Here is a 19,136-nt window from a genome sequence, read left to right as displayed (position 1 = left end):
GAGGTGCCGGGCCTCAGTCGCCGCAGGCGACGACCGGGTCGGCAGGTGCACTGACCTCGACGGGTTCGCCCCATGCCGAGAAGCTGAACGTGCCGTCGCCGCTGGTGTCGCCGGCGGCGAACGCGATGGGCAGCGGTGCGCCCTCTCGCGCGACGGTCAGGATGCCGACGGGCGCGTCGGCCGAGCCGACGATCACGTCGACGACCGCGCCGCCATCGGCCGGGGTCTCGACCGCGACCGACTCGCCCGTGCCGAGCAACGACTCGATGAGCGCGCCCGGCTCGAGCAGGGGCGCCCACTCGTCTCGTGCACTCGTCGTGCCGATCGAGCACACCCAGCCGAGTGCGGCGTCGCCGAGCGCGGTCGCGGCCGCATAGGCGGCGTTGCCGGTCGTGTAGGTGCGGCCATCGACCATGACGATCTGCGCGCGCTGGTCACCGGCGGTCACGACGGCGGATGACCCGGCCCGGCCGCCCTCGAATTCGACGGTCAGCACTCGGCCGGGCGCCGGTTCGGTGTCGGGGGTGCCCGCGGTCAGTTCGGTGAAGGCGCCCGAATAGCGCACGGTGCCCGCAGCGTGCACGGCGTCGACGATCTCGTCGGCCGCCGCGATGCCGCCGAGCAACCAGAGCCCGTTGCCCGCGATCTGGCCGTCGGCCGGCCCGGCGCCGACGGAGGGGGTCGCGATGACCTGCGTCGACGCGCCCGCGCACGCGGTGAGCAGCAGTGCGCCGGCGATGCCGGAGGCGACCGCGAACAATCGTCGAGTGCGGGCCACGGTTCGACCGGTCACGCGTCGAGGTCGGCGACGCAGGTGCTCTGGCCTCGCTGGGAACCGAGCGTCGCGGCGTCGAGTGACACGTCGTCGCTCGTCGACGCGGGGCGCACGACGAAGCACGTGTCGCTCTCGTACAGGGCGGTCGCGGCGGGGATCCATGCCTCGTCGCCGTGCACCCATTGGGTGAGGTCGACGACCTCGCCATCTGCGTGCACCGCGTAGAGGGCGACATCGCCGTGGGCGTCGCTCCACGCCAGGTGCACGTTGCCGCCGTCGTCGGAGATCTCGAGGCCGGTGACCCGCACCGAGTCGTCGGTGAGCGCGGCGACGACGAGCCACGCCGCGAGGCCGAGCAGGGCGAGCACGGTCAGCCCGATGGAGACGATGAACGCGGGGTGACGCCACCACTTGCGTTCGGCCTGCGGTGCCTCGGCGAACTCGGGCAGCACCGACCCGGTGGTGCCGAGCGGTCGCACGACGCCTGCGGTGTCGAGTCGAGGTTGCCCGGGGGCGGTGCCGACCACGGCGCGCGCGGCGGCCGGAGGCCGCAGATCGTCGGACATCGCTCCCCTTCGTCGACCGCGCAGATGGCGGGGCGGATCGGCCGCTGGCGACCGCGTACCATGCTATATCGGGTGCTCGGACGCCCGAGACGGACGACGGGAGCACGATGGCGGGGGTGATCGGCTCGGTCGTTCGTGCCGTGACGACCACCGCAGGCGCGCTCGCGCTGTCGTTGATCCCCTTCGCCGTCCCGGCGTCGGCGAGCGCCGATGATGCCACGGCCCCGCCGACCTCCTCGCCCACCTCGCTCGCCGTGCCCTACCTCGGCACCGCGACGATCGAGCCCGCCCAGGGCTGGCGCATCACCGACTGCGCGGCGCCGGCAGCGGCATCCGATCTCGTCACCGCGTGCGACGAGGGCCGCGTCACGCTCGCGGCGACCCGCTACGACGCCGAGGCGGGGCCGGTCACCGTGCCGGTGCCGATGACCAACGGCCGCACGTCGATGACGTTCGAGTACCGGGTGACGCTCGCCGCTCCCGAGGCGCCGACGCTCACGTCGCGACGCGCGCCAGGGCCCGTCGCGGCCGGATCGGTGCTGCTCGTGCCGATCAGCGACCTCGGAGTCGAGTGCGTCGTCTGCGCCGAGGGCGGCACGCTCTCCGCGGTCGCCGTCCACCCCGCCGAAGCGGGGTCGCTCGCAGCGACGCCGACCCACCTCGTGTTCCGTCCTGCGCGTGACTTCCGCGGCGATGCCGAACTCGTGGCCCGCTTCGCCGACGACTTCGGCACCCGGTCGGCCGACGCGAAATACGTCGTGCCGATCTACCGGCCCGGACCCGATCCGCTCATCGCGCAGAGCATCTTCACGCGCCGCGACGCCGACGGCTCGGCCACGATCGACCTCGCGACGCTCGCCTTCGCCTCGGGCGGGGCCGAGGTGCAGCTCGCCGGGTGCGGAGCGGCGATCCACGGCAGCGTGACCTGCGCAGCCGACGGCACGGCTCGCTACACCTCGTCGAGCGATATCGCGGTCGACCAGTTCAGCTTCCGCGTCGTCTCGGCCGACGGCGAGCAGGCGAGCGGTTCGGTCACCGTCGTCGGCGAGGCATCCGACCTGCCGCAGGCCGGACCGGTGCCGGCGCACCGTTCCCGAGGTGGCGACGGCGTCGCGACGCGGATCGTGCCGCGCCTGCCCGTCGAACGCGAACAGACATCCCGCGGCGGCGTCTTCGCTCCGCTCATCGGCACACTCGATCGGGTCGGCGCGCGCTGAGCGCTGAAGGAGGACGCAACGCATGACGGTACGCATCACGGTCGACGATCCGGCCAAGAGCGCCAGTGGCTCGTGGCTGCTCGAGGTCGACGAGGCGACGACGATCGGCGAGGCCGCCGAGTCGCTCGGCGTGCCCTCGACACTGCTCGACCCGACGGCACCCGGCGATGCGCTCCTCGGCGAGTCCGACGTGCTGTCGGGCGCGCACCTGCCGGCCGATCGGCAGCGCACCGACCGGGTCGCGCCGGGCACCCTGCGGCTCGAGATCGTCGGCGGGCCGTTCGCGGGGGAGTCGGTGCCGATCACGCGCGGCGCCAGCCTCGCCATCGGATCGGCGTCGAACGCGACGATCGCCATCGCCGACCCGTCGCTCTCGCCCGTGCACGCGACGCTCGCCGTGAGCTCGGCCGCCGTCAATGAGAACGGGCGCATCGCACCGCTCACCGCGACCGTCACGCCGGCGGCCGCCGGGCTCCCGATCTGGGTGAACGGTGAAGCGGTCGAGGCGCCCGTCGACGTCGTGCCGGCCGACCTCCTGCAGCTCGGCAACAGCATGCTGCGCATCGGCGTCGCCCCGATGCCCGACGCCGACCTCACCCGCGACGCGCTCGGCGCCCGGGGATTCAACCGGCCCTCGCGCATCCGCCCGGCACAGGAGCAGCCCGTCGTGCAACTGCCCGGCGACAAGCCCGCCGACCCCGACCAGTCGCCCATGCCGTGGCTGTCGGCGATCATCCCCGTCGTGCTCGGCGTGACGATGGCGATCGTCTTCGGCCGCGCGATCATGCTGCTCATGGCGGCGGCGAGCCCGATCATGGTGATCGGGTCGTTCATGGCGAACCGGCGCATGGCCAAGCGCAAGGGGCTGCAGACCGAGGGCCAGTGGATCGACGACGTCAAGGCCGCCGGGCGCCGCATCGCCGAGCTCGCCCGCATCCAGCGCATCGCGGCGTGGTATCGGCTGCCCGACCCGGTCGTCGTCGCCGACATCGCGACGGCGCCGTCGGCACGGCTCTGGGAGCGCCGCCGGGGCGATGAAGACGCACTGCTGCTGCGCGTGGGCGTCACCGAGGTCGCGCTCGACGTGCGCTTCGAGGGCGGCGGCAAGGACCGCACGGTCACGCCTCGCGTCGGCGTCACGCCGGTGCCGGTCGCCGCCGACCTGCGCAAAGGCGTCGTCGGCATCGCCGGACCCGCCGATGCGGCTCGCAGCGTCGCCCGCTCGATGCTGACGTCGTTCGCGACGCTGCGCTCGCCGCGCGACGCCGAGATCATGATCCTCTGCGACGACGCCGACGCCGAGGCGTGGGCGTGGGCGCAGTGGCTGCCGCACGCACAGCCCGCGGGCCGCGTACCGGCGATGTTCGGCAACACCGACGACTCGCGCCGCGAACGCCTGCGCGAGGCCGCCGTCGCACTCGAACTGCGCATGCGCGTGGCCGGCCAGCGCGGCGCCGAGGCGCCCGGCGACCTCGTCATCGTCGTCGACGGCGCGCGCGACCTGCGCATGCTGCCGGGCATGGTGCCGATCCTCGAGCACGGCACGGCGAACCACATCCACGTGATCGCGCTCGACACCGAGCGGGCGAGACTGCCCGAAGAGGCGAAGAGCGTCGTCGTCATCGACGGCGCCGACGCGGCGCTCGCCCGGTTCGAGACGGGCTCCGAGTACTTCCCGACGGTGCTCGTCGACGGGCTCTCGCTCGTGCGCGCCGAGCAGGTCGCCCGCAGCCTCTGCTCGATCCGCCACGTCAGCGGCGTCGGCGACGACGCGATGCTGCCGACGAGCGTGCGCATGGTCGACCTGCTGAAGATCGACCTCGACGACCCGTCGCACCTCGTGAAACGCTGGCAGACCCAGCCGCGCAACACGTTCGTGGTCGTCGGCGCCAACGCCGACGGCGAGTTCGCGCTCGACATCTCGCGCGACGGTCCGCACGCGCTCGTCGCCGGCACGACCGGCTCCGGCAAGTCCGAGTTCCTGCAGGCGCTCGTCGTCAGCCTCGCGATGGCGAATCGCCCCGACGCGCTGAACTTCGTGCTCGTCGACTACAAGGGCGGGTCGGCGTTCGCCGACTGCGAGCGACTGCCGCACACCGTCGGCATGGTGACGAACCTCGATGCCCGCGAGACCGAGCGAGCGCTCGCCTCGCTCGACGCCGAGCTGAAGCGACGCGAGCGCGTGCTGCGCGACATGAACGCGAAGGACGTCGACGGGGCGTGGGCGAAGGACGCAGAGACCGCCGCGAGGCGGGGACTGGCCCGACTCATGATCGTCATCGACGAGTTCGCCGAGCTGCGCACCGAGCTGCCCGAGTTCATCGATGGACTCGTTCGCATCGCACGCGTCGGCCGCTCGCTCGGCGTCAACCTCGTGCTCGCGACCCAGCGCCCCTCCGGTGTCGTCACGCCCGAGATGCAGTCGAACATCAACCTCAGGGTGGCACTGCGCGTCACCGACCGAGCCGATTCCGCCGACGTGCTCGGATCCGGCGAAGCTGCGCTCATCAGTGCCTCGACGCCCGGCCGCGGCTACGTGCGCCTCGGCCCGTCGGCCGCCCCGCAGGGGTTCCAGACCGCACGTGTCGCAGGCATCCGGCCTGGAGTGGCGCGCTCGGTCAAGCAGCTGCCGCGCAAGGCGCAGCTCGAGTGGCCGTCGCTCGGCTTCCCGGCGAAGTACCCGGCCGCCGCCGCGACGCACGCCGCCAACACCGACCACGACGACACCGACCTGCGCGCCCTCGTGAACCTCATCACCGCGGCGACGCAGCAGCTCGGCATCGCCAAGAACCCGTCGCCCTGGCTGCTGCCGCTTCCGGCGGTGCTGCCGCTCGAGCGGTTCGAGGACCAGCAGATCGCGCAGACCTCGATCGTGCTCGGCCTCGAGGACGTGCCGGGCGAGCAATCCCAGCGCAGCCTCACCTGGGACGTCGCCGAAGGCTCGCACCTGCTCTTCCTCGGCGGCTCCATGTCGGGGCGCACGACCGCACTGCGCACCTCGCTCGCACAGGTCGTGCAGCAGTTCTCTCCGGCCGACCTGCACCTCTACGTGATCGACTTCGGCAACGGTGCGCTGCTGCCGTTCGTCGATGCCCCGCACTGCGGCGCGGTCGTGACCCAGCTCGACGCCGACCGCCTGCCACGGCTCATCCAGCGCCTGCTCGAGGAGCTCGGCCGGCGGCAGGCGATCCTCTCGGCGTCGGGTGTCGGCCACATCAGCGAGCAGCGCGCGCAGTCGGCCCCGGCCGACGCGCTGCCGTACACGATCGTCGCCATGGACGGTTGGGAGCGCATGCTCTCGACGATGAACGCCGACCAGCTCATCACGTTCCGCGACCAGTTCATGCGGGTGCTGCGCGAAGGCCCGGCGGTCGGCGTGCGCGTGCTCATCACGGGCGACCGGGGCATCTCGGGCGACAAGATCACCTCGTTCATCGACGAGCAGTACGTGCTTCCGATGCGCGACATCAGCGACTACCGCACGGCGGGGATCCTCGCGAAGGACATTCCGCTCGACCTGCCGCCGGGGCGCGTGCTCTACGGCTCCGCCGGCAACGAGGCCCAGCTCGCGGTGCTCGTGCGCGACACTCGCGGCGAGGCGCAGACCACCGCGCTGCGACGCACCGTCGAACGGGTGCGCGACCACTTCGACCGATTCCCGCAGCTCGGTGCGCTGCCGCGGCCGTTCCGCGTCGACCCGCTGCCGACCTATCTCGCGCTCACCGCATCGTACGAGCTTCCCCTCGGCGAGTCGGGCCCCGCCGAGGGGCCGGTCGTCGCAGTGGGCGGCGACCAGCTCTCGCGCTTCACGCTCGACTGGCCCGCCGAAGGCGGCTTCGTCGTCACCGGCAGCCGGAAGTCGGGCAGGTCGTCGGCGCTCGCCGCGGTCGTGCACCAGCTCGCGTGGCGCAAGGAGCCGATCCTCGTCGTCTCGTCGCGCCAGTCGATCCTGACGGATGTCGCAGCCGGCCACTCGATCCCCGTCATCGCCGCGGGCGACACGTCGCCGGCGCATCTCGACGAGGTGCTCGACGGGCTGGGCGAGCGCGTCACGGTCGTCGTCGACGATGCCGAGCAGTACAAGAACGCGCCGATCGAGCACGCCCTCACGGGCGTCAAGCATCGCGCGACGTTCATCGTGTCGGTCGACACCGAGTCGGTGTCGACCCTCTTCGGAGGCCCGATCGTCGAGGCGAAGAAGTCGCGCCGCGCCCTCGTGCTGCGGCCCGAGAGCGCCATCAACGGCACCCAGGTCGTCGGCTCGCCGATCCCGAAGTTCATGCTCGGTCGCGCGTCGGCGGGGGCCGGTGTCTTCACCACGGCGGCCGGGTGGCTGCCGGTGCGGGTACCCGACATCCGTCAATGACCGCGGCGGATGTCCCGTCGTAGACTTGGTGCCGTTGTGCGTGCCGCCCGCGCACCTCGACGAAGGGACGACATCCGTGGCTTCTGCGCGCTGCGCCTACTGCGACGCAACCCTGCAGCCGAACAGCATGTACTGCCTCGAGTGCGGCCAGCTCATTCCCCAGGAACCGGCGCGTCCCCCGGTGCCGGCGCAGTTCGCGCGCCCCGCGACCCCGGCCGCCGCGGCCCCAGCGCCGTCGCCGGCGCAACCCTCGTCGCGCATCGAGCCGGTGCCCCTGCCGGGCACGCTCCCGTGGCAGCAGCGCCCCGCAGCGGCATCCGAGGCGCCCTCGGCGACCCGCCCTGAACCGCAGGCCGCCGCGCAGCCGGTCGAGCGCATCGAGCTCGCGTTCTCGACGGGCCAGCGCGTGATCGTCGGCGGCAGCGCCGTCATCGGCCGCAAGCCCGCCGACACCGCGCTCGCGATGGGCGTGCAGGCCATCGAGGTCGCCGACGACACCCGGTCGGTGTCGCGCGTGCACCTGTTCCTCGACCTCGCCGACGGGGTCATCACGGTCGGCGACGCCGGTTCGAGCAACGGCTCGGGCGTCGAGCGCAACGGCGCCGTGGCGCAGCTCGAGAGCGCCGGAAGGCGCGTCGCGGTCGTGCCCGGCGACACGGTCTGGGTCGGCGACATCAGCTTCGCCATCCGCGCCGCCTGACGAGGGAATGGGGAGGGCTCCCCATTCGAACGTGCGTGCCCCGTTGGTAGCGTACTGAGCACACCCAAGATTCTCGTTGATCCACGGAGGAAACCATGGCGGAGATCCGCGTCACTTCAGACTCCCTCGCCGGCGTCGCCGGGCAGCTCTCGAGCGGCTCGCAGTCGATCGAGTCGCAGCTGTCGAACCTGAAGTCGCTCGTCGAGGGCCTCATCTCGGGCGACTGGTCGGGCACCGCCTCGCAGAGCTTCAACGAGCTCTACTCGCAGTGGGACCAGGCGGGCCTGCAGCTGAAGGAGTCCCTTCAGGGCATCAGCGACCTGCTCAACCAGGCCGCGCTGTCGTACGAGGACAGCGAGAACGCGATCGCCGGCACGTTCAACGGCTGACGGTTCAGACGGGTTCGGTCGGCGCGTGAGTCGCGCCGGCCGATCGTTCTCGGAGGGGTGAGATGGTCGCATTCAGGGTACGCGCCGCGGCGCTCAGCGAGGTCGCCGCGCTGCTCGGCACCGTGATCTCGACGTTCGACACGAACCTGTCGACGGTCGACGGCGCGGTCAAGCGCACGGTCGACGTGAGCTGGAAGGGCGAAGACGCCGACAGCTTCTCCGAGGGCTGGGCGACGTTCATGACGACCGCCGGATTCGTGCGCCAGTCGCTCGCGGCGCTGCAGGCGGGCCTCATCGCCGCCGACGGTTCGTACACCCAGAACGAGAGCGGCGTGCAGCGCTCGTTCACGGGGCGCGCACCTTCCGTGGCCGCGCTGAGGTCGTCGCAGGGCACGCTCGGCGCACGGGTCTCCCGGGGCGAGGACCGCGCCGAAGACATGGCCGAGTTCTTCGGCCGCGACTACGCCGGCGACGACGAGGTCGAGCAGTTCGGCGGCGGCGCGATCGGTCGCCCGGGTGCCGGGCAGGGCACGAAGTCCGGCCCGGCCGACACCGACACCGACGGCGACGGCGACGACGACTCGATCGGCGAGGGCGTGTTCCTCATTCCCGACGGCCCCGACGGCGACCAGTTCCGCGGGGACGCCCCCGTCGTGACATCCGCCGCCCTCATCGAAAGCGAGCCGAACGATGGCTGAACAGCAGGCCGACACAGCCGAGCTCAAGGCGCTCGCCGACACGCTCGGCGAGCTCGTGAGCTACTGCACGGCGCTGAAGCAGGGCGCCGCCGGCTTCGCCTACATGCTTCCCGCCGAATGGCAGGGTCCCGCCATGGCGAACTTCCTCGGCATGTTCGAGAAATGGCAGCTCGGCGCCGAGGCGATGACGCTCGCGGCCGAAGGGCTGCAAGACCAGGTCTCGGGTGCGCACACGGCGTACACCGAGACGATCGAATCGTTGGACGAAGCGTGGTCGAAGCTCGCCGCGGCGTTGAACGGCTAGACGGCTTCGACGAAGGAAGGAACCTCGGTGGCTTCGGTTCAGCTTGATCCCGCACGTCTGGTGACCGACGGCGACAGCCTGTACGGCATCGCCAACTCGCTCAGCCAGGCGGTGCGCGCCTGCGAGTCCGCGCTCGGCTCGACCGGCGGCATGGCCGGCGACGAGGAGTCGGCCCAGGTGTTCGCGCAGGGTCAGGACGGCGAGCCCGGCTACGACCAGTACGCCGTCGACGTGCTCAAGGGTGCGCTCGGCATCGCGAACTCGTTGAAGGTCGTCGACGCCGCCCTCGGCAACTCCGCCCGCGCCTACGACGGCGCTCAGCTGGTCGGCGCATTCAAGCCGGCCTCGTCGTCGAGCTACCCCGAGGCGACGGCGACCATCAGCGAGCCCTCGGCGAGCGTGCCGACCGCGCTCGGCAAGGGGCCGGAGACCCCGCTCGGCGAGTTCGGCGAGTTCCTCCAAGACGCGCTGGCGAAGATCGGCGTCATGCTTCCCGACGCCGACACCGGCAAGCTCGGCAGCGCCGAGTCGGCGTGGAACGCCCTCTCGGGCGACATCACCCGCATTCAGGGGCAGGTCGACGCCGGGTTCACGAACGTGTCGGCGATGACGCTGCCGCAGCAGCAGAGCATGCTCTCGTGCCAGCGTTCGCTCTCGACCACCCTCGGCAAGGTCTCGGAGTCGGCCTCGTCGATGGGCGGCTTCGCCCGCAGCATGATCGACTCGGTCAACCAGGCATGGGAGGAGATCGGCTGGTTCATCGCCCAGATGGCCGTCGAGATCGCGATCGAGATCGGCCTGGGCGCACTGCTCGGCGCCGTCACGTTCGGTGCCGGCGCGGCGGCGATGGCACTGAAGATCGCCACCACCGTGATGCGCTGGGCGCTGAAGATCGCCGCACTCTGCAAGAAGCTGCGCGTGCTCGTCATGGCGGCGCTGCGCATGGCGCGGCTCGCGATCCGCGCGGGTGCGATGGTCATCCGCGAGACGCTGTCTGCGGGGCTCGCGAGCGCGATCACGACAGTGTCGTTCAACCAGGTGCGCGGCGCGCTCGACCCGAACTACCAGCCGCAGAACGTGCTCAACGCCGCGCTGTCGGCGGCAGCCGGCGGCGGCGCGGGCGGCGGCGCTTCACGCGTCGGCGGTCGGCTCACCTCGAATCTGAACCCCGGCGGGATGCAGCGGCTCACGCACATCGGCGTCGAGACGGGCGGCGGAGCAGTCGACGGGCTCGTCAGCGGCGCGGCCGAAGCGGGGTTGAACGGCACGCCGTTCAGCCCGCTGAGCTCGATGGCCGCCGGCGCGCTCCTCGGCGGCGCCCTCGCGGGTCGACCCGGCGGCAACGCCGGCGCACCCACCGTGCCCACCGGGCCGAGCGGCAACGGGAACGGCGCGAACGTCGACGCTCCCGATCTCAGCGGAATCCCGGCCGGCGGCACCGGCCCCGGTTCGTCGAACCAGGGCAGCGGCGCCAATCCGGTCGATGTCTCGAACGACGCCCCGACCCCCGGTACCGGCGGCGCGACCACGCAGGCCGGCGGCGGCTCGTCGGTCGACGTCCCGTCGGATGCCCCGACACCCGGTTCCGGCGACGCCGGCACGACGGCGGGCGGCGACGGGCCCGGTATCGACCTGCCCTCGGCCGACGCACCCAGCTCGCCCGACCTGCCGAGCACGCCCGACTCGGGGACGCCCGATCTGCCGACCACGCCCGATGCGCCGAGTTCGCCGGATGCGGACGCCCCCGCACCGAGTGCGCCCGATGCGAGCACCACCGACGTGCCGAGCACCACCGACGTGCCGGTCACGCCCGATGCGAGCACCACCGACGTGCCGAGCACGCCCGATGCGCCGAGCACGCCCGATGCGAGCGCTCCTGACGCCCCGACCACGACCGACGCGGGCACTCCCGGCGCTGCGAGCCCCGAGGCATCCGCACCTGACGCGCCGACCGCGCCCGAGGCGCCCGTCGCCGACCCGTCGAACGGTTCGGACTCCGACTCGCCCGTCGCAGTGGCAACCGCAGCCGACGCGACCGTGCCCGCAGCAGACGCGACCGTGCCTGATACCGACGTCGAGCTGCCGGTCGACGGCCTCGACCCCGCGAACGGCACCGAGGCCCACGCACCCGATGCCGTTTCGTCGGCCGACGCCGGCGACGCCTCGAGCCCCGTCGACGGTCCCGAGGCCGACGAGGTCGCCGCGGCGAGCGGCGCGGCCGCCGCTGCCGGAGGCGCAGCTCTGCTCTCGAAGCCCGGTGCGCTCGGCCCGAAGCCGTCGACGCCGAACGCACCCGCCTCCCTGCACGGGCCGACGTCGCCGAGCGCGCCCGCCGACGCGCACGCTTCGGCTGATGCGCACGCTACGGCTGATGCGAACGCTACGGTCGACGCGAACACGACCGGTGATGCCGGCATCCCCGACGCCGGCACGCCCAATGACGCCGCAGCGCAGGCCGACGGCGACGACGGGCCCGAGGACGACCCCGACACGTCGGCGAACAACCGCACCGAGCGCTCCCCGCAGGAGATCCTGGCGGCGCTCAACGAGATCAACCCCGACTACGACCCGAGTGATCCGTCGAACGGCTATGCCACGAACTGCGGCAACACCTCGTCGAACATGAACGACTTCTTCAACGGGTCGCCGACCGCCGAGGCGTCGACGGGAACGCTCGACATCGCCCAGATGGAGACGCGCACCGGCAACCCGCAGACGCCGATGACGCCAGGTCAGATCGAGGCGTCGCTGAGGGCGCTCGGCCCCGGCTCGCACTGCGTGGTGGGCGTCGACCGTTCGCACGGCGACGGACACTGGATCAACGCCTACTTCGACGGCACGAACGTGTGGGTCGTCGATGCCCAGCCCGGCACGATGAGCCCGTGGCCGCCGAACGAGCCCGATGCAACCGGCTGGGACGCGTCGATCCCGCCCGAGCACGTCGCACCCGCAGCGCCGCCCGCCGCTGCCGACGCGACGACCGGCGCGCCGGGCAGCGCGAGCACGCCGACCCCGGCCGCCCCGACGGTACCGGCCGCACCGGGTGCGCCGCATGCCGGCGCTGCGACGGCGCCCTCACCGGCCGGCGTCGGAGGCGACCGGGCGTCCAACCCCGACGCGACGCCGTGGAACGAGGAGATGGGCGACCCGGTGCTGTCGGGCGCCGACCACGGACCGGGATGGCAGCGCGTTCCCGACCACGTCGCGTCGAGCCCGGTCGATCCCTCCTACGGCGACGTCCGCGCCCCGGGCGAGAGCGGCGGCCTTGCCGACGCGTACGCCCACCCCGGCACGGTGCGTCCTGAGATCGCGCACCTGATCACCGATCCGGATGCCCCGTACGGGCGCGGTCCCGACGGTGAACCGTTCAGCCGCCAGGAGTGGGAGTCGCGCTACACCACGCCGAACGGCCGGCCGATCTACCCGGGCAACCACGGTGCGAACTCGGGATCGTTCGTGGAGTTCCACGACGTCGATTCGTTCATCGCGAACTACGGCGACATGCTCGACCGCATGGGCGGGCCCAACGGGGACTTCCTCTCGTTCCCGGGCACGCCGTTCGAACAGCGCTCGCTGCCGCCGAGCAACCTTCGCGACGACCACTTCACTTACCGCATCGATCGGCTGCCGTCAGGCGCCCGCATCGAGGTCTCCGAGATCGCGCCCGCATTCGGCCGCGACGGCGGCGGCCTGCAGGTGCGCATCCTCAACCCCGACGGCAGCCCGGCCCCGGTGCGCGACCTGCTGGCCGACCGAGTGCTCGCACCGGATTCGGCGAGTCGTGCCGGCACCACGCCGGCGGTGCGCTCCGGCGCCGCGACCACGGCGGGCCCCGGTGAAGCGCCGAAGCCGTATACGCCCGAGGATGTGACCCGCGTCTTCGAGGGCGCACCGGCCGATGCGAACGGGGTACGGCTCGACCACCGCACCGGCGAGCCCCTCGTGATCGAGCAGGCCGACGGCCGCCGCGGATGGGTCATGAGGTGGGACGACGAGTCCGGTGACTGGGTGGCGGAGAATCGCGGGAACGGTGAAAGCGAAGGACTGCCGCCGGTCGGCGAACCGGATTCGTTCGGGTACGACAGCCGCGGTCGTCGGCTGCCGTACGCGAACAGCCGCCCCTCCTACGCGGAGGGCCAGGTCGAGGCGGTCTGGGCCGCGGAGGCCGACGACACGGGTGTCGTGACCGTGTTCGACCGCGAGGGCGAGGAGGTCGAGATCCGATGGACGGCCGACCAGCCCCGGCATGAAGGGCCGAACGCCTGGGACATGGGTCACCGTCCGGGCAACAAGTACGAGGACTTCTTCAACCGCTACATGGACCCCGACGACGAGTTCGACCTTGAGAAATTCCTCGGGTGGTACCGCGAGCCGCTCCACTACCGAGTGGAGCACCCCGGACGCAATCGCTCGCATGTCGACGAGTGATGGCGTGGTCGGCGCCGTTGATAGGGTTGGCGGGTCGGGGAAGGTGACGATGGACATCGTGTTCGAAGCGCAACGACGAACGCTCGACGGATTCCTCGAGATCTACGAGTCGAACCTCGCGAACGCCGAGGTGAACGGCCGCAGCGTCCTCCTCGCCGCGCTCACCAACGTGAATCCCGACGCTCGTGCGGGCATCGCGACCCTGCTGCTCGACGACGGTGCCGATGCGCGGGTGACCGCGGCCGACGGGGTGAACGCGCTGCATGCGCTCCTCGGCAACGCCGAGTTGGATCCGGTGCGCGAAGCGCCCGTGGTCGAACGTCTGATCGGCGCCGGCGCCGACGTCAACGCGGTCGCGAAGAAGTTCGGCACCCCGCTGCAGGTGCTCATGTCGCAGTTCCGCTACACCGACGAGGCGCTCGCGCCCTTCTACGACGTGCTCTTCAGTTCCGAGGCGCTCGATCTGCTGAGGGTCGGCGCGTACGACAGGTCGGCGTACACGATGGCAGTGAAGAGCACGAGGCGAGGCGCGCTCCGCGCTCGTATGGAGCAGTACCTGCGCGACCGCGGTGTCGAGATTCCCCAGGAGGCGTGACGTGTCCCGTTCCTACCCCGAGTTCATCCCCGGCGCGGGTGCGAGCCTGGCGACGAAGAACGTGCTGTCCGGTGCCGGCCGGGTGCGCTGGATGCTTCGGAAGCCGTCGCAGCGCGCGGCCGACAACGGCTGGCGCATCATGAGCGATCTCGATTCGAGCGAGTACCTCTCCGATGCCGACAATTGGGTGATCACCGACTTCAATGAGCTCTGCGCGATCGAGCCGGCCCTCATCGGCATCTACGACTTCCCCGTCGGATCCGACCTGCAGCTCGTCGACGAGGGCGAAGGAATTCAGATCTTCGACACGGCGTCGGGGCGCGAAGTTCCGAGGAGCGCCTTCTACGTGCCCCCGCAGCACCGGGCGAGCAGCGAAGACTGAGCATTCGATGTCCGTCGACGAGATCGCAGCACTCGAGGCCGCGGCCACCGAGGCACGGATGCAGCGCTTCGATGAGCCCGGCGCCCTGGTCGCGGTCGGCGACATGGAGGTGCTGTTCACGATCTCGCCGCGAGAGGGTCGCTTCGTGGTCGAGAAGCGGGATCGCGGTTCCGAATCGCGGCTGCTCGCGAGCGGGGATTCGATCGGCGTCGCCGCGAGTTACCTGCGGTTCCTCATCTGGGACGGCGCGCACGGTCTCACCGCGGCAGCGTCCGGAGTGACGCCGCCCGTGCCGTCGGGCTTCTCGGTCGGCGAGCACGAGACGGCCGGGCTGACACTGTCGTGGACCGAGTCCGGAGCCTCGCATTCGGTCCAGCTCCCGAACCGCATCGGCGCCCGACGAACGATCACCGGTTTCGCGGCATTCATCGCAGCCGAAACGTGGCCATCGTGACGCGGCGGTGCGCTGGGCTGAGGGGCTAGCTCGCGACGACCCGTTCGAGCGCGCCCGCGACCACGAGGTCGCGGACGCCGCGGAAATCTTCGGCGAGGGCGAACCGCAGTGCACCACCGGGCTGGCCGAACCACGGCGGCACGACGTCGGCGCGCACGAGCACATCGCCCGCCGTCACGAAACGGTGGAGTTCTGCACCCTCGGCGAGGGCGGTGGGCGGCAGCGCGCGCGCTTCGACCGAGGTGCCGGCCGGGAACAGCAGCACACCGTCGAGCGCGCCGATGCGGTCGAGCGCGAGCTGCGGGGGCAGCGTGATGAGCAGGCTCCCGCCGGCGAGACGATCGCGAAGCTCGGCGTAGTGTCCGGCGGACGCCGCGGCCAGTTGCTCGAACGCCGCAACGGGCATCGTGCTCGCGGCGGGCAACGGCCGATCGAGGTACTCGAGCAGCAGTCGACCGATGCCGGCCTCGCTGTCGTCTCGGGCGAGCGGCACCGCACGCCCGTAGTCGAGCGTCGCGAGCTCGAAGCCGCCGTCGAGCGCGCGGATCTCGAGCGCACCCTCGACCGGTCGCACGTCGTCGCCGGGGAGGACCACCGCGGCTCGAAGGATGCCGCGCGCATCGAGTTGCTGCCGGAGTTCGTCGAACATGCCGTCCAGCGTATCCGTTCGCGGTCTCCACGACCGGCGCGGGCATGGGCAGCCCTCCCCATGCCGAAGGGGCATATGGGGAGTGCTCCCCGGAGCCCGGCTCCGGGCGACCCGATAGGATTCCGCGGGTACCGTGACTCTCGAAAGGGGTGCCATCCGATGGCCGCGATCGACATCCAACGACTCACCGAGGTCGGAACCGCGTACTTCGCGAAGCTCACCCCCGATACTCGGCTGAACGTCGTCGAGCTCGCCGACGAGGCGGGCGTGTGCGTCGTGCACGCGATCCGCGGTGGCGGCAAGATCTACGTCGCTCCCGACGAGTCGGTGCTCTTCGTGGGTTCTGCCGTGAACTTCGAGGCCGGCCTCGGTGCGTTCCTCGACGGAGTGCGCACGCCGCCCGAGAAGTTCGTGATCGACGGCACGACCGGGCAGTCCGAATGACGAGCGATGCCCTCGCCTCGCGCTGTGAAGAGCTGCGTCAGCCCGTACTCGATCTCGTCGAGACCGGCATCCTCGCAACCATGAAGCCGTCGGCGGTGCCGCAGCTCGCCGAGCGCATCGAGTCGGTGCGTGCCGTGCTCGCCGCCGGCACCGCGGGCATCGCCGAGACCGCCTACCTCGACTGGCATCCCGTCGCGGTCGCGACGCTGCACCGCATGGAAGCCGCAGCACGAGCCGGCGACGCCGCCGGTGCGTGGGCGCTCTTCACGGACCCGAACATCGGCTTCAACCCCCTCGGCGAGGCCTGCCAGGGGGTTCCGGGCTGGTGAGCTCAGAACCGGTGCCGCGGCGGGCCCTCAGGGTCAACGCGTCTCGGCCGGCCACTTCGGGTCGAGCTGCGGCGCCTTCCACCTGAGGCTGTCGAGCGACGACTCGTGCAGGATCGCGGGGATGTCGTGTGCGCTCGCGGCCGCGAACAGGGCTCGCACGACATCTTGGGTCGACTGCTCTGAGAGCACCGCGTCGAGCAGCAGCGGCAGCACCCCGCGACGGGAACCGTCGGGCCACCGGCCGTACAGCGTGATGCGCTTGGCCGCGGCGGGGGAGGCGCAACGTCGCCGCAGCGATTCGCCGTCGCGGACCGCGAGTTCGCAGAGCACCGTGCCGTTGCCGGCCTTGAGGGCGAGCCGGCCGAACCAGCCGTAGACCGGCACCGAGCGCAGGCGGTTCGTTCGGGGGCGATCGTTGAGCACCGCGACGAAGACGAGTTCGTTCCACTCGACCTCGGGTGCACCGGCGAGGGTCAGGCCGCGCTCGGTGATGGTGCACGCCGCGCTCGAGTCGCCCACGAGCAGCAGGAGCATGCGCCGGCGCAGCACGCTCGTCACCACGAGGCCGACCGAGGCCGCCGAGAAGACGGCGACGAGCGTGATGGTGAACCACGACCCGAAGTCCGTGGCGAGCATCGCCCAGAGGCCGGCGAGCGACGCGATGCACAGCAGCACGCCGACGACGATGAAGCCGGAGTTCCATCTGCCGGCGGTGTGCACCTTCGCGAGGTCGAGCGGCACCTCGTACCGGGCGGGCTCGCCCGTGGGAACGACCTGCACCGGTCAGCCCCGCAGGAAGGGGTCGATCGAACCGGCGACTCGCTGTTTCGGGGGCCTGCCGAAGTCTCCGGCGGCGAGGTTCTTCAGCTGCACGTAGGCACGGTCGCGCAATGTGATGAGGGGCCACGTGCGCGTCGACTCCCCGGTGCCGTGCGCCACGGTGACGAAGGCGACCTGCTCGTCGGTCGAGACGTAGACGCCGACGAACGTCTCACCCTGCTTGTGGCTGCCGATCGGCAGGTACTGGGCGGGGTCGCCGCTCGCGAACGCGGCGTGCCACCGCCCGGCCGTCTCGGCGTCGCAGTCGATGCGGAAGACGCGACGCGAGAGCGGCGCACCCGAGGGGAGCAGCCGCCACGTGTGCGAACCGCCGACGGCGAGCCATCCGAACAGGAATGCGAAGAATGCCGAGAGCGCCACCGTGCCCGGGGCGACGAGGCCGCTCATTCCGGCGCGCCGCCCGCTCATGTCGGAGGAGTCGACGACGATCGCATCGAAGTTGACGACGGCGAGCACGAGGCCGATGAGCGCGGCGGCGGCGACCGTCGCGAACACTGCGGTGCGGGTCGTCGAGCGGGTGCGGCGGAACTGGTCGGGCATCGCGCTGAGGGTGGCGTCGGTCGGCTTCACGGTCGGCCTTTCGGATTCGGAGCGTCGCATCGACCCTACCGATCCCACGCACGGGCGCTCGCGACGTCGGACGCCCGGCGTCCGCGACGAGGCCCGCGGCACATGGATGCGTAGGCTCGAACCCATGGACCAGCTGCGTCGATCGGCGTGGGTCGTGGCCGCGTTCTCGGCGGCGGCGTACCTCGCGCTCGTCGTGTGCGCCTACGGCTTCGTCAGCCTCTTCACCGACGCCGAGGTCATCGCCAGCCGTGATGCCGGGCTGCTCGTCGGGCCGGCGATCGTCGCGGCCGCCGTCGCCGCGCTGCTCCTGCATCTCGGTCGGGCGCTGCGCCGACCGCAGCGCATGGCCGGGCCCGTGCTGCTCGCGGTGCTCTGGACGTGGCTCGCCGCCCTCATCGTCGCGATCGTCGGCTTCTCGCTCGCGACCGGCACGGCGCTCGCGAGCGTGCTCTTCGGCCTCGGCTTCGCGGTCGGCTGGTTCGGGCTGCTCATCCCGGCGCTCGCGGCCCTCGTCACCTCGTTCGCGGTGCTCGTCTCGCGGGGCGAGCAGGGCGGAGCACAGCGCCCTCGGTGGCCGTGGGAACGCGATGAGGATGAATGACGACGGTGCCGAACCCCCGAGGGGGCTCGCACGACGCGCCACCCGTTCACCCGGTCATCACTGCAGGACATCCGTCGCAGTATCGTGAACTCCGTGGAGGGTTCCGTCGAGGCGCGCGTGAGCCACGAGGTCGACCGCTGGCTCGCCTGGCTGCCGCGGTGGCGGCCCGGCACGCACCGCGCCCGCGTGCGGCTCTGCCAGCGGTGCTTCGGCTCGCCGATCCTCGTCGCCGCGGGTCTCGAGGTCGACGTGCCGCACCCCGTGCAGCATGCGTTCTCGATGCGCATGAAGGGCATCATCGACCTCGCCGTCGACGACTACACCGCGCGCAACCTGCCCATGCTGCACCGCGAGATCCGTCTCGCCGAGGAGCGCAAGGCACGCAGGCCGTACCGGGCGGGCGAGGGGCTCGACCCCGAGTTCCTGGGACTCGAGCTCGACCCCGAGCCCCAGCCCGACCAGCCCTTCCTCTTCACCCTCACCGGCCTCGAGGCCGATGCGGCCGCCGAGGCAGCCGAGGCAGCCGAGCCCGCGCCGAGGCCGTTCACCATGGACGAGAAGGAGGCGCTGCGCGAAGAGGTCCGCCTCGCCGACGACTTCGCGAAGCAGCTCGGCCGCCGCATCTGCAGCGAACTGACCCACCACCGCGAGCGCATCGGCGTGGCGGTCGCGGAGTTCGTCGAGCCCCAGATCGAAGACCTCCTCGCCGACCTCGATCGCGAAGTCGACTCCCCGGGCTGGCTCGGGTGACGCACCGGCCCCGCACGGGACATCCGACCGTCATTTGACCGCAAGGTTACGCGGCATTACCATTGATCGGGTGTGCGCG

At 71.7% G+C, this 19,136-nt stretch carries 19 protein-coding genes; 14 read left to right on the top strand and 5 right to left on the bottom strand.

The window, feature by feature from the left end; translation table 11 throughout:
- Positions 1–13: 13 nt before the first annotated feature.
- Positions 14–793, bottom strand: a complete 780-nt coding sequence (locus LSF15_RS08340; RefSeq protein ID WP_232498064.1) for a hypothetical protein — start codon at positions 791–793, stop codon at positions 14–16.
- The gene (locus LSF15_RS08335) at positions 790–1,341 is read right to left on the bottom strand and encodes a hypothetical protein (protein WP_232498063.1); all 552 of its coding nucleotides are present in this window, start codon (positions 1,339–1,341) and stop codon (positions 790–792) included. Before LSF15_RS08335 ends, LSF15_RS08340 begins: the two co-directional genes overlap by 4 nt.
- Positions 1,342–1,448: 107 nt before the next feature.
- Between LSF15_RS08335 and LSF15_RS08330 the strand changes: the two genes are divergently transcribed.
- The 10 genes from LSF15_RS08330 (at position 1,449) to LSF15_RS08285 (ending at position 14,874) form a co-directional block, all read left to right on the top strand.
- Complete coding sequence (locus LSF15_RS08330; RefSeq protein WP_232498062.1) at positions 1,449–2,558, top strand: Ig-like domain-containing protein; 1,110 nt, start codon at positions 1,449–1,451, stop codon at positions 2,556–2,558.
- 22 nt (positions 2,559–2,580) lie between these two features.
- Positions 2,581–6,924, top strand: coding sequence for a type VII secretion EssC family protein (locus LSF15_RS08325; RefSeq protein WP_232498061.1), 4,344 nt, complete (start codon positions 2,581–2,583; stop codon positions 6,922–6,924).
- 76 nt (positions 6,925–7,000) lie between these two features.
- The gene (locus LSF15_RS08320) at positions 7,001–7,624 is read left to right on the top strand and encodes an FHA domain-containing protein (protein ID WP_232498060.1); all 624 of its coding nucleotides are present in this window, start codon (positions 7,001–7,003) and stop codon (positions 7,622–7,624) included.
- A 95-nt stretch (positions 7,625–7,719) separates the two neighbouring features.
- Positions 7,720–8,013 carry a WXG100 family type VII secretion target gene (locus LSF15_RS08315; RefSeq protein ID WP_056010942.1) on the top strand — a complete coding sequence of 98 codons (294 nt, stop codon included), beginning with the start codon at positions 7,720–7,722 and terminating at the stop codon, positions 8,011–8,013.
- Between the two features lie 62 nt (positions 8,014–8,075).
- On the top strand, positions 8,076–8,711 hold the full coding sequence (locus LSF15_RS08310; RefSeq protein ID WP_232498059.1) for a WXG100 family type VII secretion target: 636 nt from the start codon (positions 8,076–8,078) through the stop codon (positions 8,709–8,711).
- The gene (locus LSF15_RS08305) at positions 8,704–9,015 is read left to right on the top strand and encodes a WXG100 family type VII secretion target (protein WP_231046084.1); all 312 of its coding nucleotides are present in this window, start codon (positions 8,704–8,706) and stop codon (positions 9,013–9,015) included. The genes LSF15_RS08310 and LSF15_RS08305 overlap by 8 nt, the downstream gene beginning before the upstream one ends.
- 27 nt (positions 9,016–9,042) lie before the next feature.
- Entirely contained in the window at positions 9,043–13,443 is a 4,401-nt protein-coding gene (locus LSF15_RS19025) for a glycohydrolase toxin TNT-related protein (protein WP_232498058.1), read from the top strand.
- A gap of 49 nt (positions 13,444–13,492) precedes the next feature.
- A complete protein-coding gene (locus LSF15_RS08295; RefSeq protein ID WP_232498057.1) occupies positions 13,493–14,038 on the top strand; it encodes a hypothetical protein in 546 nt (181 codons plus the stop codon).
- 1 nt (position 14,039) lies between these two features.
- Positions 14,040–14,420 carry a DUF2185 domain-containing protein gene (locus LSF15_RS08290; protein ID WP_232498056.1) on the top strand — a complete coding sequence of 127 codons (381 nt, stop codon included), beginning with the start codon at positions 14,040–14,042 and terminating at the stop codon, positions 14,418–14,420.
- Between the two features lie 7 nt (positions 14,421–14,427).
- A complete protein-coding gene (locus tag LSF15_RS08285) occupies positions 14,428–14,874 on the top strand; it encodes a hypothetical protein (RefSeq protein WP_232498055.1) in 447 nt (148 codons plus the stop codon).
- Between the two features lie 25 nt (positions 14,875–14,899).
- Here the strand turns inward: LSF15_RS08285 and LSF15_RS08280 are convergent, their stop codons facing one another.
- Positions 14,900–15,523 (bottom strand): TNT domain-containing protein, encoded by a 624-nt coding sequence (locus tag LSF15_RS08280; protein WP_232498054.1) that lies wholly within the window; start codon positions 15,521–15,523, stop codon positions 14,900–14,902.
- A 159-nt stretch (positions 15,524–15,682) separates the two neighbouring features.
- Between LSF15_RS08280 and LSF15_RS08275 the strand changes: the two genes are divergently transcribed.
- Both LSF15_RS08275 and LSF15_RS08270 read left to right on the top strand, forming a co-directional pair.
- Entirely contained in the window at positions 15,683–15,967 is a 285-nt protein-coding gene (locus tag LSF15_RS08275) for a hypothetical protein (protein WP_232498053.1), read from the top strand.
- The gene (locus LSF15_RS08270) at positions 15,964–16,296 is read left to right on the top strand and encodes a hypothetical protein (protein WP_232498052.1); all 333 of its coding nucleotides are present in this window, start codon (positions 15,964–15,966) and stop codon (positions 16,294–16,296) included. Before LSF15_RS08275 ends, LSF15_RS08270 begins: the two co-directional genes overlap by 4 nt.
- A gap of 33 nt (positions 16,297–16,329) precedes the next feature.
- Here the strand turns inward: LSF15_RS08270 and LSF15_RS08265 are convergent, their stop codons facing one another.
- Together LSF15_RS08265 and LSF15_RS08260 are read right to left on the bottom strand one after the other, a co-directional pair.
- Positions 16,330–17,076: a hypothetical protein gene (locus tag LSF15_RS08265; RefSeq protein ID WP_232498051.1), complete on the bottom strand. Its 747-nt coding sequence runs from the start codon at positions 17,074–17,076 to the stop codon at positions 16,330–16,332.
- A gap of 3 nt (positions 17,077–17,079) precedes the next feature.
- Positions 17,080–17,706 carry a hypothetical protein gene (locus LSF15_RS08260; RefSeq protein ID WP_232498050.1) on the bottom strand — a complete coding sequence of 209 codons (627 nt, stop codon included), beginning with the start codon at positions 17,704–17,706 and terminating at the stop codon, positions 17,080–17,082.
- A gap of 124 nt (positions 17,707–17,830) precedes the next feature.
- Between LSF15_RS08260 and LSF15_RS08255 the strand changes: the two genes are divergently transcribed.
- The gene (locus LSF15_RS08255) at positions 17,831–18,307 is read left to right on the top strand and encodes a DUF6121 family protein (RefSeq protein ID WP_232498049.1); all 477 of its coding nucleotides are present in this window, start codon (positions 17,831–17,833) and stop codon (positions 18,305–18,307) included.
- Between the two features lie 93 nt (positions 18,308–18,400).
- Positions 18,401–19,057 (top strand): spermidine/putrescine ABC transporter substrate-binding protein, encoded by a 657-nt coding sequence (locus tag LSF15_RS08250; protein ID WP_232498048.1) that lies wholly within the window; start codon positions 18,401–18,403, stop codon positions 19,055–19,057.
- Positions 19,058–19,136: the final 79 nt, after the last annotated feature.

This window comes from Agromyces humatus (genome assembly GCF_021228295.1).
GTDB lineage: Bacteria > Actinomycetota > Actinomycetes > Actinomycetales > Microbacteriaceae > Agromyces > Agromyces humatus.
This window is presented reverse-complemented; position numbering and strand designations above follow the sequence as displayed.